Raw genomic sequence first — 16,915 nt, 5'->3', positions numbered from 1 at the left:
GCCCATCGCGCTTCCCTTCTTCACGGACGCGTGCCCTTTCATTTCCGAGGTGCCCTTTGTCTCGAACCTCTCGTGCTCGACGCCTGCCCTTTTTCGCCGCCGCGATCATCGCGGCGTCGGCGGGGGCCGTGGCCGTGACGCCGTCGGCGGCGGTCGCGGATCCGGCGGCCGAGCCGGTCGTGGTCGTCCCGGACGCGAAGGCCGTACTCAACGGCTCCGCGGCCGATCTCGTGGCCGATCCCGTCCACCAGCAGGTCTTCGTCTCCCTGTCCATCCCAGCGTCGGTCATCGCGCTCGACCACAACGGCACCGTGAAGCAGACGATCACCGGCTTCAGCAACCCCGGGGAAATGGTCCTCAGCGGTGACGGCACGACCCTCTACGTCCTCGACGGCAACAGCACTCGCACCATCCACGCCATCGACACGCAGACCCTGGCGAGGAGCAGCACCGTGCTCCCCGAGACCGAGTGCCCGCGCACGGCGGCGTTCACGGGCGGGAAACTCTGGTTCTCCTACGCGTCCTGCACCAGCATCGACACGGGCGGCATCGGCGTCCTCGATCCCGCGACCGGCGTCGCCACGACCGGGATCCTCACGGGGAAGCCCGGCAACCTCACCGCACTGCCCGACCGTCCCGACCGCCTGCTGTTCTCCGAGTGGGGCACGGGCGGCATGTTCCGGCTCTACGACGTCTCCGGTGAGACGCCGGTCGAGACGGCCACCGGTACACGACCGTCCTGCGCCGACACCACGCTGACCGCCGACGCCGAGCGCGTCATGGCGGCCTGCGGCGACCTGGAGATCTACCGGACCTCCGACCTGACGCGGGAGAGGACGATCACGACGCCCGGCGGCGCGGGTCAGATCGCCCTGAGCGCCGACGGCCGCTTCGCCGCGGTCACCGACGGATACCACCCCGGCGCCGACTCGTACCTCGTGTACGACCTCACCGCCGCCGCGTCCGCCGCTCCCGTGCGCAAGTACACCTTCGACTACAACACCAGCCTCAGCCCAGACCTGGCCTTCCTCGCCGACGGCACGCTCGTCGGCACCACGAGCCAGAACGGGACCGTGACGGTCCACTTCAAGCGCTACGCCACCAAGGCCGGCACGGCCCTGACGGTCAAGGCCCCCAAGGGTGTGCGCTTCAGCGACCGCTTCAAGGTCACCGGGACCATGACCGACGGGCCCGGCGTCGCCGCGACCGTCGCGGTGACCCGCACCGACCGCACCGGCGTCCACGACCTCGGCACCGTCGCGGTGTCGGCGTCCGGCGCGTTCACGCTGCCGCAGATCCCCGCGGTCACCGGTGTCAACGAGTTCACCTTCACCTACGCCGGGGACGACGGGCACCAGCCCGCCACGGCGAGCACGTCGGTGACCGTCAAGCCGCGCGCGTTCGACTTCAACAACGACGGCTACGCCGAGACGGTGACCGGCACTCCCGGTGAGAACCTGGGCGACGACAGCGACACCGGCCAGCTCTACGTCCTCCCGGGCACCGCCGCGGGTACGACCGGCACGGGCAGCGTCGCCATCCACCAGGACAGCGCCGGTGTCCCCGGCAGCAACGAGGACGGCGACTTCCTCGGCGAGGTCACCGCCAGCGGTGACTTCAACGGCGACGGCTACGCCGACCTGGCCGCCTCACTGGCCGGCGAGGACCTCGGCTCGGCGAAGAACGCGGGCAGCGTGCTGATCTTCTACGGCTCGGCGACGGGCCTGAAGACGTCGAGCGGTGTCGGGAGCCTGTCGGTCAGCACTTCCAGCGGCTACCTCGGCTCCTCCATGGCCGCCGGTGACTTCAACGGCGACGGAATCGACGACCTCGCGGTCGGCGAGCCCTACGCGGGCTACTACGGCTACGGCGGGGTGTACGTCTGGCGGGGTTCGACGACCGGCCTGAGCTCGGGAAACCGTGAGTACCACGACGCCGAGGACTACGACGTGCCCGGCGACGGGAACACCAGCGAGCTCTTCGGCTACTCGATGTCGGCCGGTGACGTCAACGGCGACGGCTTCGACGACCTCGCGGCCGGCGCCATGTACGACTGGGAGGTCAAGAACTGGTCGACCGGTTCGGTGACCGTCCTCTATGGCGCCACGTACGGGCTGGTCTCGGCCGGGTCGCAGTTCTTCACCAAGGACACCTCGGGCGTTCCGGGCGGTTCGGGGTCCTTCAACCCCGACAAGGGCGACTCCTCCGACATGTTCGGCGCCCAGGTCGTGCTCGCCGACTTCAACGGTGACCTGAAGGCCGACCTCGCGGTCTCCGCGCCGGGTTCGCCGGTCACGGGCACCGACGGCAAGCGCAAGGCCGACGCGGGAACGGTGACGGTGCTGTACTCCAACGGCACGAAGATCGCCACGACCGGCGCGGTCCAGTACACGCAGGCGACCGCGGGTCTGCCGGGCAACCCCGGCTCGGACGACTTCTACGGCGGAACGCTGGCCGCCGGCGACGCCAACCGCGACGGCTACGCCGAACTGGTGATCAACTCCGCCGGCGACGCGTTCGTCACGGTGATCCCGGGCAGCGGCTCGGGCCTGGCGGCGAGCAAGGCGAAGTCGTGGACGCAGGACACGCCGGGGATCCCCGGCGGGAACGAGACCGGTGACTACTGGGGTTCGAGCCTGCGCTTCATCGACGTCAAGGGCACGGGGTACATGACCCTGATCGTCGGCGCGTCCGGTGAGGACAAGTTCGGCGCCTTGACGGTCGTGTACTCGACGTCGGGCGGCCTGACCGGGACGGGCGCGAAGTTCTTCTCGCAGGACTCCACCGGTGTTCCCGGTGCCGGCGAGTCGGGCGACGGCTTCGGGACCTTCTGGTAGGCGACGAAGCAGGCGGACGAAACGGCCCGCGACCGGGGAAACCTCCCGGTCGCGGGCCGTTTCCCGTGCGTCCCAGGCGGGCGAGGAGTGCCGGGGAACACGAACGAGACCTCAAGGGATCGCACGGACGGTGAGCCCCACGGAGTTCCGGGTCCAGGGACGGAGTCCCTGGTGGGGTTCGGGGCGAAGCCCCGACGGGGGTGCGGGGGGCGGAGCCCCCGGCCGGAACTAACGCCGGCGTGGAAGGCGAGCGGCGAGCATGCTCTGTCCGGGACGTTGGGAGTCCACCTCACATTCCCGCGACCCGTCTCGTCGTACCGGCACCCCCCGCAGGAAGGTGACCCCATGAACAACCCTCCGGACCCGGGCCTCGACGCGATCATGGCCGAGCGCCGCCAGCTCATCAACCTCGGCTACCGGCTCCTCGGCTCCCTCGCCGACGCCGAGGACGTGGTCCAGGAGACCTACGCCCGCTGGTACGCGATGACCCCCGCGCAGCAGTCGGCGATCGACACGCCGGGGGCGTGGCTCACCACCGTCGCGAGCCGCATCTGCCTCGACCAGCTGCGCTCGGCCCGTTCCCGCCGGGAGCGTTACGTCGGCGAGTGGATCCCCGAGCCGCTGCCCGATCCCGACGGCGACCCCGCCGACCGGGTGACCCTCGACGAGTCGGTCAACATGGCCTTCCTCGTCGTCCTGGAGTCGATGACCCCGGCCGAGCGCGTCGCCTTCATCCTCCACGACGTGTTCTGCCACCCCTTCGCCGAAGTCGCGACGATCGTCGGCCGCTCGCCCGCCGCCTGCCGCCAGCTCGCGACCTCCGCCCGCCGTCGCATCCGCGCCGCCCAGGCCGCGCCGACGACCCCGGCGGCCCGGAGCGCCGACGTGATCCGCGACTTCAAGGCCGCGTGGGAGGCCAAGGACATCAAGGCCCTCATCGGCCTGCTCGACCCCGAGGTCACCGCGATCGCCGACGGCGGCGGTGTGGTCAGCGCCGTCATCGACCCGATCGTCGGCCACGACCTCGTCGCGCACTACATGATCGCGATCACCGAGGCGGTGCCGGCGATGACCGTCGTCGAACGCACCGTCAACGGCCAGCCGGGCCTCGTCGCCACCCGCGACGGCGTCGTCGAGACCGTGATGGCCTTCGACATCACCGACGACGGCCGCATCCGGCACATCTGGGGCGTGCGCAACCCGGAGAAGCTGCGCGCCTGGGCGGGGGAGTAAGAAGACGACGTGGACGTATACGAGGCAGTCGACAGCCGCCGGGCCGTGCGGGCGTTCAGCGGCGAACCGGTACCGCACGCGACCCTCGAACGGGTCCTCGCCACGGCGGCGCGGGCGCCGTCGAGCGGCAACCTCCAGCCGTGGCGCCTGTACGTCGTGACCGGCGAACCTCTCGCCGACCTGAAGAAGCGCGCCACGGCCAGGGCCGAGGCGGGCGACCCCGGCGACGCCCGCGAGTACCCGATGTACCCCGAGGGCATGCCCTCGCCGTACGGCGACCGCTTCGCCGCCGCGGCCGCACAGCGGTACGCCGCCCTCGGCATCGAACGCGACGACCCCGCCCGGCCCCGCAAGATCGCGACGCTCAACGCGGGCGCGTTCGGCGCCCCGGCCGTCCTGTTCTGCTACCTCGACGAGGCGATGGGCCCCGGCCAGTGGGCCGACGCGGGCATGTACCTCCAGACGGTCATGCTCCTGCTGCGCGCCGAGGGGCTGCACAGCTGCCCGCAGGTCATGTGGACGATGTTCCGCGAGTCCGTGCGCGAGACCACCGGCGCCGAAGACGGGCTCGTCCTGTACTGCGGAGTGTCGGTCGGGAAGGCCGACGAGGACGTGCCCGCGCTGCGCACCGGCCGCGCCGACGTCGCCGAGACGGTGCGTTTCGTCGGCTAATTCCGTTGCGGGGACACCCCCACCGGCCTAGCGTCCCCGGCATGACGACTCAGCTGCTCGCCCTGACCTTCGACGCCAACGATCCACAGGGCCTCGCGCGCTTCTGGGCGGGCGTCCTGGGCCGGGAGGTCGCGGCCGACGGCGTCACCGTCCTGCCGAGGACCGAGACGGGTTTCCCGCTGCGTTTCCTGCCCACCGACACGGTGAAGGCCGAACTGAACCAGATGCACTTCGACCTGACCAGCGACATCCCCGAGCGGCAGGCCGAGACCGTCGAGCGCGCCATCGCCCTCGGCGCCCGCCACATCGACGTGGGGCAGCTCCCGGAGGAGGGGCACATCGTGCTCGCCGACCCCGAGGGCAACGAGTTCTGCGTGATCGAGGCGGGCAACAACTTCCTCGCCGACACCGACTTCATCGGCGCCCTCTCCTCCGACGGCACGCAGGCCGTCGGCTACTTCTGGAGCAAGGCCCTCGACTGGCCGCTGGTCTGGGACGAGAACGAGGAGACCGCGATCCAGTCGCCGAAGGGCGGCACGAAGATCGCCTGGGGCGGCCCGCCCGTGGCCGAGAAGCCCGCCAAGAACCGCCTCCACTGGGACCTCGTCACGGCCGCCGGCGGCGACCTCGACGCCGAGGTCGCGCGCCTGGAGTCGCTGGGCGCGTCGCGGCTCGACATGGGCCAGGGGGACGTCGACTGGGTGGTCATGACCGACCCGGACGGCAACGAGTTCTGCGTGTACCCGCCGAACGCCGACGCCTAGACCTGCCCGGCGCGGGTCGGCGGTGGCGTCCGCCGGCCCCGCCCCTCGGTATCGTCGCCCCGTGGCCACCACCCGCGACGCATGCCTCGCCCGCCTCGCCGCCGACCTGCTCGCCCGCGTCACCCCGCACCCGCTGCGGGTCGCCGTCGACGGTCCCGACGCGGCGGGCAAAACCACTCTCGCCGACGAACTCGTCTCGCACCTGGCGGCGTCGCGGCCGGTGATCCGGCTCAGCGTCGACCGCTTCCACCGTCCCGAGGCCGTGCGGCGGCGGCGCGGGTCGCTGTCGGCGGAGGGCTACTACCGCGACTCCTTCGACCACGACGTGATCGTCGGCGGTGTCCTGCGCCCGCTCGGGCCCGGCGGCGACCGCCGCTACCTCCCCGCCGTCTACGACCACCGCGCCGACAGCGTCGTCCCGGCCACCCCGCGACAGGCGCCGCCCGAGGCGATCGTGCTCTTCGACGGCGTCTTCCTGCTGCGACCCGAACTGCGCGAACACTGGGACGCCTCGATCTACCTGCACGTCGGCGAGGATGAGACCCTCGCCCGGGCGCTCGTGCGCGACCTCGCCCTCTTCGGCTCGGCCGCGGTCGTCGAGGAGCGGTACCGGCGGCGCTACCTGCCCGGCCAGCGCCTGTACCGCGCGGAGGCGCGCCCGGCCGACCACGCCGACGTCGTGCTCGACATGACCGACCCGCGCGCACCGGTCGTGCTGCGCCGGGGCTGAAGGCGTCAGTTGCTCTCTTCGACGGCCCTGCGCAACTCATCCTTGTTCATGCTGGAGCGGCCGGGCACGTCGGCCTGACGGGCCTGCTCGTAGAGGCTCTCGCGGGTGCCGTCCGGGTCGGTGTAGCCGGCGTCGGCGAGCTCGGCCAGGCGTCGCTGTTCGAAGGCCGCGCCGAGCTGTTCGAGCTTCGCCTTCGGGGTGCTGTCGCGCAGGGCGGGGAGGATGTCGGTCTCCTCCTCCTCCACGTGGTGCGTGACGGCGTGGATGAACTCGGTGCAGGCGTCGGCGAAGCCCGCGGTCCCGAGCGCCTTCTTCGCCGCGGCGAGCTTCTCCTCGGCCTCGCGGTGCTCCTTGACGCCGTGGTGGACGTCGCCGACCTCGCTCGGGTCCTCCCGCACCAGGGCGGGGTAGACGTGGTCCTCCTCGGCGATGCTGTGGGCGTGCAGCCGGGCCTCGATCTCGGCGAGGAGCGCGGCGGGATCGCCGTCGCCGACGCGGAGGGCGGCGAAGAACCGTTCGAAGACGCGGTGGTCGTTCATGATCGCGGTGACGGCATCCATGCCGGTTCCCTTCCTGGTGGGCGTGGACAACGCCCGGCTGCACCGCCGGGCGCTGTCGGTGGCGACACTCGGTGAGCCCCGCTTCTTGAGCCGTCCCGTGGCCTCACGCGCGCGCCGGGACGGGTCACCAGATCTTGAATACCACCGCGGTGACGTGCTTAAACGTGCCGATAGGACGGGTTTATCAGCGAACCGGCCGGGTACGGCCGATAGATGGCGACTCGGTGAGGGCCCGCGGGTCCCGTCGCGAGTGGAGACGTCACGAGACATCCGCGGCGGTGGGAAGCCGTGTGCACCACGCCGGGCATGACGAAGGGGCCCGTCGCCGGGCCCCTTCCCTACGTGAGGCGTACCTAGACGCGACGTCCCCGGACCGCGGATACCGCGGCCACCCCGATGGCCGCGAGCACGACCTGGAAGAGGATCTCGACCCAGTCGATGCCGTCGGTGTCGGCGACGCCGATCCCACGCGCGATCGCGGTACCGATGAGTGCGGCGACGATACCGACGACGATGGTCAGCCAGATCGGGACGTTCTGCTTGCCCGGCACGACGAGCCGGCCGAGCGCACCGATGATCAGACCGATGATGATGGCGGAGATGATTCCTTCGATGGTCATGGCGGGCCTCCTGATTCGGCGCGGACGAGGGGCGTTCCGCAGCATGGGATTGCCCGCTTCGGGAGACGGTGAAACACGCGATCGCGGAATCGCGCCCGGGAGGGCGCCGGTTCAGCCTCCGAGGACCACGCTCTCCGGCGTGACCAGGCAGAACGGGTGCCCAACGGGGTCGGCGTAGACGCGGTAGCCGATCGGCTTGTCCGAACCTTCCAGCAGCGTCGCGCCGAGGGCGAGGACGAGCGGTTCGGCGACGTCGAGGTCGTCGACCTGGACGTCGAGGTGCGCCCGCGCGGGCCTGGCGGGGTCGCGCCAGCGCGGCGGCTGGAAGTCGCCGACGCGCTGGAAGGTCAGCCGCTCGGTGCCCGCCGCGTTCTCCGAGACGACGTAGTCCGGGCCGTCCTCGACGCGTGACAGGCCCAGCAGCTCCTCGTAGAAGCCGGCGAGTGCTGAGGTGTCGGGACAGTCGATGACGAGGGAGAATAGGCGTCCGATCATGGGGTGAGTTTGCCAGAACGGCACGCGGCCTTGCGGACTCGGCGGCCGCGACGGGATGGTCGCGAGGCGACCGCCGACCCGAGGAGCCCTCGTGCACGAATACGACGTCACCGCCACCACCAGCGCGCCGCCCGAAGTAGTCTGGAAACTGCTCGCCGACGCCACCACCTGGCCCGGCTGGTCCTCCGTGGACGCCCTCGACGCCGACCGCTCCGTCGGCCTCGACCCCGGCGGCGACGACCCCGTCGGCTCCGTCCGCGCCTTCCGCACGGGCCGCACCGTCACCGGCGAACGCCTCACCGAGAAGGTCGAGAACCGGCTGCTCGCCTACGAGGACGCCTTCAACCCGACGATGCGCGACTACCGAGCCCGCGTCGAACTGACGCCGACGACGGACGGCGGCACCGTCATCCGCTGGCGCGGCGAGTACGCGACGAGCTGGTGGCTGGCCTGGTTCATGCCGGGTTACCTGCGGAAGTTCATGCGTGGCATGGCCGAGGGACTGGCGCGGTACGCCGAAGGGCGGGTCGGCGGCGAATGAGCCGCACGCGCGGACGTCTCGGCCCCCGTCACCAGTCCACGACCGGCGCCAGATCCCACACCCGCATGTGGTCGTCGCGGCCGGCGGTGATCGCGACCGTCCGTCCATCGAGGACGGTGACGCGGACGGCGTTGACGTCCTCCTCGTGCCCCCGCGCGGGTTCGCCGATGGGACGCGGGGTCGTCAGGTCCCACAGTTGGATGCGGCCGTCGGCGGTGCCGACCACGGCGACCGGCCGGCCCGCGAGGACGCCGGTGTCCATGCAGGTGATGCCGGACTCGTCCTCGTCCTCGTCGTACTCCTCGTCCTCTTCGGACGGTTCCGGCTCGAACCACTCGCCCGTATGGGGATCGGCGAGCGCGACCAGGTCCTCGCCGGCGACGACGACGCGCTCCTCACCGTCGACGGTCGCCATACCGACGCCCGTGACGCCGACGGGGCACCTGGGGAGGTGGCTCGCCTCGCCCTTCGCCACGTCCCACATCGTGACCGTCCCGTCCCCCTGGCCCCAGACGACGACCGGGTTCCCGTCGTACTCGCCGATCGCGACGTCGCCGGTGCTCTCGAAACCGGCGTGGAACTCCGGCGGCTCGGTGGCGTCGTCGCCGCGCGCGTCCCAGATCCGCAGGCGTGGCGGAACGCTGCCGTCCCCCGCGACGAGCACCGGACGCCCGCCGAGGACGCCACCACGAGCCCGTCGGACCCCGGCGTGGTCGAGCCGCGCGTGCGAACGGACGGCGCCGGTCTCCAGGTCCCACAGGGCGAACGGCTGGTGATCGGCGCCGCCGCCGACCACGATCCGCCCGTCGGCCTCGACGGCGGCGATTCCCACGATCTCGACGATGTCGATGTCCGGGTCGTCGAAAGGCGACTCCAGCGGATGCTCCCGCCAGCGATCGGCCGCCGGATCCCAGCTGTAGACGTTGCTGACGGAGTCGGCGCAGACGGCGAGGAGGCGCCCGCCGTGCGCGACGAGGTCGAAGTCGTCGATCCCGCAGTCGGACGGGATCTTCGAGGAGAGCAGGAGAGTCGGGGAGGCCATGGTCGACGACCCTACGACACGGTTGTGACGGGTCACGTGCCCCACAACGAACAGCGGCCCGCCGGGGAACGGCGGGCCGCTGTCACGTTCCACTCCCGATCAGACCCGGCGCCTCCGCACCAGGGCCACGAGCCCGCCGCCCAGCAGCAGCGCGGCGATTCCCAGGTAGATCACGATTCCCTGTCGTCCGCCGGTCGCCGGCAGCGCGTCGTCGGGACCGGGCGTCTCACCGCCACCGGGCGGAGTCGGCGGGGTCGGTGGCGTCGGCGGTGGCGGGAAGGTGTTGGTGATCGTCGCCGTCGCCGCTTCGCCGGTGGCGTTCCAGGGGACGACGATCGTGATCGGGTCGCCCTTGGCGTGGTCGCTGTCACCGCCCTGGTCCTCGGACTCGTAGATCACGCATGAGGCGTGTGCGGGCACGCCGGTGAGCGTCCACGGATCGTCTGGCGTGAAGGTCGCCGTGCCCGAGCGGACCACGACGGGGTCGCCGGTCTCCGGCGTCACCGTGCACTCGTAGGTGAGCTCGTACTCGCCGCCGGGCACGGTCGCGCCCGGCTCGGCGACGACCTTCTTGTCGACGCGCAGTCCGCCGAAGACGAGGCCGACGCCGACCTTCTGCGGTTCGACCGCGCCCAGCTGGGTCGGCGACCCGGGCGTGTCGATCAGCTCGGAGTGCCCGAAGGAGTTCCACGCGATCGACGGGTCGGCGGCCTCGGCGAGGTCGGCCGGGGACGTCATCTCCCACACGACGTCGACCGAGCCTCCCGGCGTGAGTCCGGGCGCGGTGAACTCGGCGTACATCTGGAACCCGGTCGCCTCGGCGTCGAACGGCTCCGTCCACGCCCCGTCCGGGCAGGAGTCCGGCGGGTTCAGGTCGTCGGCGCAGACCGGGTCGTCGGTGGTGTAGGTGAGCGTGGTGTCGGCGGTGCTCCCGTCGGAAGGGGCGGCGACCTCCGGCGGTGCCACCAGCGTCGGCGGCACGTCCCACATGGTCCCGCGGTCGGCGGGGTCGACCACGCCGGTGTCACCGGGCGCCGGAAGCGCGTCGATGAAGCGCGAGTCGACCGCCCGGTAGGTGCCGCTGTTGGTCAGCCGCGCGAGGAACGTGAAGTTCTCGCCCGGGTAGACCAGGGCGACGCACGGGTAGCGCGTGTAGGAGACGCCGTCGCGCGTCAGGTGCGGGCACCGCGGATCGTCGATCGGGACGTACTCCTCGCGGTTCACGTCGTACAACCCCAGCTCGGGGTTTCCCGCCACCCACTTACGGGCGGTGAACGACGCCCCGGCCCGCGTGGTCACCTTCGCCGGGGACGTGCAGTTGCGGCCGGGCAGGAACGGGTCGCCGTCGACGATCCCGTCCGGCGGCGCGCCGGAGCAGTCGAAGTCGTCGGTCGTCGACGAGCCCGCGCCCATCACGTTGGTCACGACGTCCCCGGCGAGTGTGCCCGGCGCCATCCTCATGCCGATCCGGATGACCAGGACGCTGCCGACCTCGAAGCGTCCTGGGAACTTCCACACCAGCCGCGTGACGCGCCCGTCGCCGTTCGACTCGGCGGTGAACTCCTCCGGGACCGGCGGGCTCGTTCCGTCGGGCAGGTTCGTCCAGGTCAGCGAGTACGGCCCCCCGTTGACGGCGGTCTCGTCGAACTCCAGTTGGTCGGGCAGCGGATCGGACACCTCCAGGTCCGGCAGCGCGGCGGTGCCGGAGTTGCGGACGGTCAGATCGAAGAACACGATCTGGCCCGGCGCCAGCGACGCCGACCCGACGACGGCCTTGTTCACGTCGATGGCCGGGCGGCCTTCGACGACCCTCAGGTCGGCGTCGACGGGCGGGATCGCGAAGCCGCCGCCGAGGTCGGTGAGCGCCTCCCCGGACCCGGAAGCGGTGTCGGTGTACGTGCCGAGGACCTTCTCACCGGTCTCGCGGTCGGTCGCGCGGGGCGTCACGGTGAAGCACACCGACGCCTGCACGCAGGGCCCGCTCGTCGGGAAGTTCTCCCCCGGTGTCAGGTTGTACCCGTTGTGCTTGGGATCCGAGGACGTGAAGGTCACCCGGATGCCCTGGATGTCGGCGGGTGCGACCCCTCCCGGCAGCGGGGGAGTCGCCGACGTGGTCGCGGTTCCCAGGGTCCAGTCGCCGTCGGCGCAGCCGGTCGTGCAGACGTCGACCCGCACCATGTCGGCGCCGGGCGGGAAGGAAACCCCCTGCAGTTCGACGAAGTCGAAGGAGCGGAAGAAGTCCGAGCCGGCGCCGTCGTCGTCGAAGTCGGTGATGGTCAGCGACTTCAGGTGCGTGTTGCCCGTGTTGGCGACCCGCAGCTTCACCGTCGCCAGGTCCGGATCGAGTCCGGCGGTCGGTGTGGTGACCTCGCCGGGCTCGATGAACTTCTGGAGGCTCGCGGCACTGTTCGGCGGACTGGTGACCACGTCGGGAGAGCACGAGGTCGAGGCGTCGATGTCGCCGTTGATGGCGGGCTGGCCACCGGCGAGGACGATGTAGCAGTTGGGGATCACGACGCCGTCCGGGACACCGTCACGGCGGATGACCTCGACGGTCACGTCGCACGTCTGGCCCGCCGCGAGCGGATCCGCGGCGACCTCGAACCCGCGGGCCGCCTCGTAGTCGGCGGCGGTCGCCGAGTCCTGCGGGACCCTGGTGAACCCGCCCGAACCGTCCGGGACGAGCAGGTTCACCGTCGCGTCCGGTCCGCAGTCGACGGTCAGCTCGGTGATGCGCACCGACGCGAACGGCTGACTGTCGTCGGTGAGTCCGCCGGTCGCCGAGGCCGGGTCGATCAGGTGGAAGTCCGACAGGGACTGACCCGAGTCGTTGGTGAAGCTGATGTCGTACTCGATCGGCGTGTCCTCGGGCAGCTCCTGCTGGCTGACGGTTTTGGTGCCGGGCCCGGACGGGCCGAGGCGGTCGACGACGGTCAGCAGGGCGCAGGCCGTGGCCGTCGCCGAGGTCGAGCCGTTGCCGGAGTTGACGGCGGTCGCGTCGGCGCAGTTCGTGAACGGCGAGTCGCCGGGGACCGCGTTGTCGGTGAGCGTGCCGTGGACGTCCAGGCCGGCCTTGGCGCCGATGGCGATCGTCGCCTCACCGGGCGGGCTGGCATAGACGACCTCGATGGACGTGACCTGCATGTCCGGGTCGTCGGGGCCGCCCGCCGGGCACGTCCAGTCGTCCGGGCGGTCGAGGGTGACCTCGGTCGGCGGGGCCGTGAAGTTCAGCTCGACCAGCGAGCCGTCGGCGCAGGTGACGGTGAGGGCCGCGGTCTCCGCGCCCTCCGGGAACTCCAGCCGCAGCTGGGTGAGGTCCATGTACTCCAGGCCGCTCTGCGGGTTGGAGACCGAGGGCTCGCGGACGGTCATCGTCTCGACCGGGAACGGCGAGTTGTTGGTCGCGTCGACAACGGCCGACACCGGCCACCGCCGCTGCCCGGGCGCCGACGGCGGGTTGTCGGCGACATAGTCGCCGTCGGCGTCGGCGAACCACTGCTTCTGCACGTCGATCTTGGCGATGTTCGGCACGATCTGGAAGGTGTCGCTCGCCGGATCGCCGTCGGTGGTGCCGTCGGGGACGGTGATCGACGGGGTCGCGGTGTTGGTCACCGTCTGCGTCGTCGTGGGCTCGATCGGGACGGAGTCGTCGGCGCGCTCGGTGTCGCGGAGGGTCATCTCGAAGGCGACGTTTCCGGAGGCCCCGTTGGGGATCTCGCCGCCGGTGGAGCTGGAGAAGACGAACTGGACGCCGGTCACCTGGGCCAGGTCGACACCCGCGTCGGGCTGGAGCGGCGAACCGGTCTGGACCGCGCCCTCCGTCCAGTCGCCGTCACCGCAGACCTGCGCATAGGGAAGCGTGCAGTAGAGGACCTGGACCTGGTCGGCGCCGTCGGGGTAGGTGACGTCGCCGAAGCCGGTGAGGGTGAAGTAGTTCCACGGGTCGCCGTCGGGCGTGCCGGTGGTCTGGTCGGTCAGGGTCATGCTGGAGACGTCCGACGCGCCGGTCGAGGCGTTGGTGACGCCGAGCGTGATCGTGCTCGCCTCACCGGAGGCCGCCAGCGCCGAACCGTCCTGCCAGTCCTTGGTGGCGGTGACGTCGACGTTGACCGGGACGTTCACCGGGACGTCGACGTCGTCGCTGGCCGAGGGGGCGTTGTCCGCCGTGACGGTGGCGGTGTTGGGGACGACCGTGCCGTCGGGGACCTCGGTGTCCGACGGGAGCGTCGCGCCGATCTGCACCGAGGCGGACGTACCGGCCGGGACACTCGGGACCGTGACGCTGAGCTCACGGGTGGAGTCGTCGTAGGTGTAGGTGTACTGCGCGACGCCGGGGAAGACCGTCCCGCCCGGAGGATCGGTGTCCGGGCCCCCCGACCAGGTGTAGGTGCCCGGGACGAGGTCGTAGTCGAACTCCTCGGGGAGGGTGTCGGTGACGGTGACGTTCTCGCAGTCGTCCGCCAGCGACGTGCAGTCGACGCGGATGACGTAGTCGAAGGTGCCGCCCGGCTCCACCCCGCCGGCCGGGACGCCCGTCGTCGACTTGGCGATGCCGACGACCGCGGCCCACGCCGGCGTCGCCGGAACGATCGCCACCCCCGCCGCGACCAGGACCGCCAGCAGGAGCCCGAGGTATCGCCGGAGGCGACCCTCCCGACCGAGTCCGCGTGTTCCAGAACGTGGCGCGTTGATGACGACCTCCGGCTGCGATCGGATTTTCGGGCTAACCCTCCCTATTTACACGATTTAGGATGAATATCGGCGCTTATCGCCGGAATGTTCCGCTTGGGGTGGGCGAGCGCGGTTGAAGCCGGAGTGGCGGTTAAGGGAGCGCCACCCCCTGTTCACCAGGACACCGAAGGCGTTCCCGGAAGCAACGAGGACGGCGACCGCTTTGGCGCGGCCGACGCCCGCGACGATCTGGCCGTCGGCGCGCCCGGGCGGGCTCGGTGTACGTGTCCCCCGGTTCCACCACCGGCCTGGCGACCTCGCGGTACTCGATGCTGACGCGGGTGCGGGCGCCTTCACCGTCCTGTACGGCGGCAGCGGCGGGATCACCGACTTCGGTGCGACGTTCTTCTCCCAGGACACCGACGGGATTCCCGGCCGACACACGAGGAGCGAGGACCGCCCGGTGCACGACGACGGGAAACCCTCACCCTCCCAGTCGCGCGACCACGTCCTCCACGGAGTGCTCCAAGACCAGCATGGTGGCGGGTTCCTCGAAGCCGAGGGCGGTGTTGATCCGGGCCATGTGGACGTTGTCGCGCGAGGTCGAGGTGATCACGGTGGTCAGGTCGGCGCGGTCGCGTGCCAGTTCGGTGAGCATCGTGGCCTTGAGCCACAGTCCCAGTCCCTTGCCCCGGTAGGCGGCCAGGACGGCGGTGTCGCGTTGCATGGCGAGGCTGGGGCGCGCGGGCATGAACTCCACGATCGTCAGCCCGGCGACCTTCCCGGTGGGTTCTTCGACGGCGGCGAGCACGCGCTGTTCGACACCGAGCCGGTCTTGTTCGCGTTCGTGGGCGCGGATGCCCTCGGGGGTCCACTGTGGTGCGTCGTAGGTCTCGGTCCTGGGGCGGTCGTGGATGGCGTTTCTGGCGGTGGCGTACTCGGCGAGCAGCTCCTCGGGAGCCTGCTCGCCCCACGCCCGCGACACGAAACCCGGTACCGGCGCGACATCCCACCGCCCGCGGTCGGCTTCGGCCAGGTCGAGGCGCTGTTTGCGGAAACCGGCGGTCACCGCGAAGCCGAGACCGACCGCCCACGCGTGGCCGGGGCCGCCCTCATCGGCGCCGCCGGTGACGTTGGTGCGGCCGCCGTCGCCCAGGCGCGGTGCGATCGCGCGCATCAGGGCCGTGCCGATGCCCTGCCGGCGAAACTCCGGGTGCACCCGCACCATGAGTCCCACGATCGCGGCGTTGGCGCCGGTGAGCGGCTCGACCTTGGCGTAACCCAGGACCCGGTCCCCGCGACGCGCCAGCCAGACCGAGGTCTCCGGGGCGGGAACCGCGGGCCGGATGTTCTCGATCATCGCCGCACGGCCCGGGACGGCGGCGTAGGGCTGGTCCACCGGGAACGCCGCCGTCATCAACGCGCAGTACTCGTCGAGAACCCGCTCGGGCAGCGCTAAGGTATCGACACGTGCGATGTCGAAGGGCATGAACGGAAACCTCCGGTCGGGACACGGGAACGAACGCCTCGAAGGCATTCTGGTCCCTCGGTCAATACCTCCTTCCCCGCCGTCACGCCGCTTGGTAGAACAGCCCGATGACGGATCGCAGCATTGTCGTGGTCGGCGCCGGCATAGTCGGCGCGTGCCTGGCCTACCGCCTGGCCGGGCGCGGCCGGCCCGTCGTGCTGGTCGACGCGGGCTCGCCCGGCTCCGGCGCGACGCGCGCGTCTTTCGCGTGGATCGGGCGGCCGCGCGTCAGCGACCTGCCGTCGGCGCCGCTGCGCCACCTCGCGCTCGACGAGTACCGGCGCCTGGAGACCGAGCTTCCGGGGCTGGCGATCCGCTGGACGGGTTCGGTCAGCTGGGACGGCTTCGACGACTCCCCGGGCACGCGCACGACCGACGTCACGGCCCTCGAACCGCATCTGCGCCATCCCCCCGCCGAGGCCGTCCACCGCCCGGAGGACGCCGCGCTCGACCCGCTCGCGGCGACCGAACTCCTCGTCGCCGCCGCGCGCGACCGAGGCGCGCGGGTCCTGACCGGAACCGAGGTCACGGGCCTCGACCACCACGCGGGCACCGTCCACGGTGTCCGCACCGGCGACGGTGTCGTGCCCGCCGAGACCGTCGTCCTGGCCGCCGGCACCGGCGCCGCCGCGCTGTGTTCGACCGTCGGCGTCGACCTGCCCGTCGAGTCGTCGCCCGCCGTCCTCGTCCGGCTGCGCGCGAAACCCGGCCTGGTCCGCACGATCGTCGCGACACCGTCGCTGGAGGCCCGCCAGCTCGACGACGGCACGATCCTGGCCCCCACGAACCACCACGGCGAGACCGACCGGGCCGCGCTCATGGCGACGGCCCGCCGTGTCCGCGACCGCTTCGCCGCCTCCTTCACCGACGCCGACGACACCGAGGTCGTCTCCGTCGAGATCGGCCGACGCCCCATGCCGGCCGACGGCGAACCCGTCATCGGCCGCCCCGCCGGGACCCGCGGCCTGTACGTCGCCGTGATGCACTCGGCGATCACCCTGGCCGCCGCGGCCGCCCGCCTCGCCGCCGACGAGATCCTCACCGGCCGGCCGGCCCCCGAACTCGCCGGTTGCCGGCCGGACAGGTTCCGCTGAGCCGGTCCACGCACGGATCACGGCTCACCCACACGGTTCGGCGACGACCCGCCACGACACGGCATCCAATCCCGCGAAACCGGGTATGGGACTCCTGGCGGAGTCCATCCGCACAGGACGTGCCCACC

The 16,915-nt window shown here is 71.5% G+C and carries 13 protein-coding genes; 7 read left to right on the top strand and 6 right to left on the bottom strand.

All coding sequences use genetic code 11. The features are described 5' to 3' along the window. Positions 1 to 56: 56 nt before the first annotated feature. The 5 genes from HNR73_RS20010 to HNR73_RS19990 all read left to right on the top strand — a co-directional run bounded on the left by HNR73_RS20010 (position 57) and on the right by HNR73_RS19990 (position 6,236). Entirely contained in the window at positions 57 to 2,837 is a 2,781-nt protein-coding gene (locus HNR73_RS20010) for an FG-GAP-like repeat-containing protein (protein WP_184789053.1), read from the top strand. A 345-nt stretch (positions 2,838 to 3,182) separates the two neighbouring features. Beyond that, positions 3,183 to 4,070: an RNA polymerase sigma factor SigJ gene (sigJ, locus tag HNR73_RS20005; RefSeq protein ID WP_184789052.1), complete on the top strand. Its 888-nt coding sequence runs from the start codon at positions 3,183 to 3,185 to the stop codon at positions 4,068 to 4,070. Between the two features lie 9 nt (positions 4,071 to 4,079). After that, a complete protein-coding gene (locus HNR73_RS20000; protein ID WP_184789051.1) occupies positions 4,080 to 4,742 on the top strand; it encodes a nitroreductase in 663 nt (220 codons plus the stop codon). A gap of 41 nt (positions 4,743 to 4,783) precedes the next feature. Then, positions 4,784 to 5,506 carry a VOC family protein gene (locus HNR73_RS19995; protein ID WP_184789050.1) on the top strand — a complete coding sequence of 241 codons (723 nt, stop codon included), beginning with the start codon at positions 4,784 to 4,786 and terminating at the stop codon, positions 5,504 to 5,506. A gap of 61 nt (positions 5,507 to 5,567) precedes the next feature. Next, the gene (locus tag HNR73_RS19990; protein WP_184789049.1) at positions 5,568 to 6,236 is read left to right on the top strand and encodes a nucleoside/nucleotide kinase family protein; all 669 of its coding nucleotides are present in this window, start codon (positions 5,568 to 5,570) and stop codon (positions 6,234 to 6,236) included. Positions 6,237 to 6,241: 5 nt separating this feature from the next. On the opposite strand, the gene HNR73_RS19985 is transcribed toward HNR73_RS19990, so the two are convergent. From HNR73_RS19985 to HNR73_RS19975, 3 genes are all read right to left on the bottom strand, one after another. Next, the gene (locus HNR73_RS19985; protein ID WP_184789048.1) at positions 6,242 to 6,796 is read right to left on the bottom strand and encodes a hemerythrin domain-containing protein; all 555 of its coding nucleotides are present in this window, start codon (positions 6,794 to 6,796) and stop codon (positions 6,242 to 6,244) included. 353 nt (positions 6,797 to 7,149) lie between these two features. After that, the gene (locus HNR73_RS19980) at positions 7,150 to 7,416 is read right to left on the bottom strand and encodes a GlsB/YeaQ/YmgE family stress response membrane protein (protein WP_184789047.1); all 267 of its coding nucleotides are present in this window, start codon (positions 7,414 to 7,416) and stop codon (positions 7,150 to 7,152) included. A 111-nt stretch (positions 7,417 to 7,527) separates the two neighbouring features. Continuing rightward, a complete protein-coding gene (locus HNR73_RS19975) occupies positions 7,528 to 7,911 on the bottom strand; it encodes a VOC family protein (protein WP_184789046.1) in 384 nt (127 codons plus the stop codon). A gap of 91 nt (positions 7,912 to 8,002) precedes the next feature. Here HNR73_RS19975 and HNR73_RS19970 point away from each other — a divergent pair, with 91 nt between their 5' ends. Beyond that, complete coding sequence (locus HNR73_RS19970) at positions 8,003 to 8,452, top strand: SRPBCC family protein (protein ID WP_203686260.1); 450 nt, start codon at positions 8,003 to 8,005, stop codon at positions 8,450 to 8,452. A gap of 28 nt (positions 8,453 to 8,480) precedes the next feature. Here HNR73_RS19970 and HNR73_RS19965 read toward each other — a convergent pair whose 3' ends face one another. The 3 genes from HNR73_RS19965 to HNR73_RS19955 form a co-directional block, all read right to left on the bottom strand. Continuing rightward, on the bottom strand, positions 8,481 to 9,494 hold the full coding sequence (locus tag HNR73_RS19965; RefSeq protein ID WP_184789044.1) for a WD40 repeat domain-containing protein: 1,014 nt from the start codon (positions 9,492 to 9,494) through the stop codon (positions 8,481 to 8,483). Between the two features lie 99 nt (positions 9,495 to 9,593). Beyond that, positions 9,594 to 14,090, bottom strand: a complete 4,497-nt coding sequence (locus HNR73_RS19960; protein ID WP_184789043.1) for a DUF5979 domain-containing protein — start codon at positions 14,088 to 14,090, stop codon at positions 9,594 to 9,596. A gap of 559 nt (positions 14,091 to 14,649) precedes the next feature. Beyond that, entirely contained in the window at positions 14,650 to 15,654 is a 1,005-nt protein-coding gene (locus tag HNR73_RS19955; protein WP_184789042.1) for a GNAT family N-acetyltransferase, read from the bottom strand. A gap of 107 nt (positions 15,655 to 15,761) precedes the next feature. On the opposite strand from HNR73_RS19955, the gene HNR73_RS19950 reads away from it, so the two are divergent. Further along, a complete protein-coding gene (locus tag HNR73_RS19950) occupies positions 15,762 to 16,787 on the top strand; it encodes an NAD(P)/FAD-dependent oxidoreductase (RefSeq protein ID WP_184789041.1) in 1,026 nt (341 codons plus the stop codon). Positions 16,788 to 16,915: the final 128 nt, after the last annotated feature.

This window comes from Phytomonospora endophytica (assembly GCF_014202425.1).
GTDB classification, from domain to species: domain Bacteria; phylum Actinomycetota; class Actinomycetes; order Mycobacteriales; family Micromonosporaceae; genus Phytomonospora; species Phytomonospora endophytica.
This window is presented reverse-complemented; position numbering and strand designations above follow the sequence as displayed.

Coding starts and splice junctions, on each gene's coding strand:
- sigJ (WP_184789052.1), top strand. CDS start 3,183: ATGAACAACCCTCCGGACCCGGGCCTCGACGCGATCATGGCCGAGCGC.
- HNR73_RS19995 (WP_184789050.1), top strand. CDS start 4,784: ATGACGACTCAGCTGCTCGCCCTGACCTTCGACGCCAACGATCCACAG.
- HNR73_RS19985 (WP_184789048.1), bottom strand. CDS start 6,796: ATGGATGCCGTCACCGCGATCATGAACGACCACCGCGTCTTCGAACGG.
- HNR73_RS19980 (WP_184789047.1), bottom strand. CDS start 7,416: ATGACCATCGAAGGAATCATCTCCGCCATCATCATCGGTCTGATCATC.
- HNR73_RS19975 (WP_184789046.1), bottom strand. CDS start 7,911: ATGATCGGACGCCTATTCTCCCTCGTCATCGACTGTCCCGACACCTCA.
- HNR73_RS19965 (WP_184789044.1), bottom strand. CDS start 9,494: ATGGCCTCCCCGACTCTCCTGCTCTCCTCGAAGATCCCGTCCGACTGC.
- HNR73_RS19955 (WP_184789042.1), bottom strand. CDS start 15,654: ATGCCCTTCGACATCGCACGTGTCGATACCTTAGCGCTGCCCGAGCGG.
- HNR73_RS19950 (WP_184789041.1), top strand. CDS start 15,762: ATGACGGATCGCAGCATTGTCGTGGTCGGCGCCGGCATAGTCGGCGCG.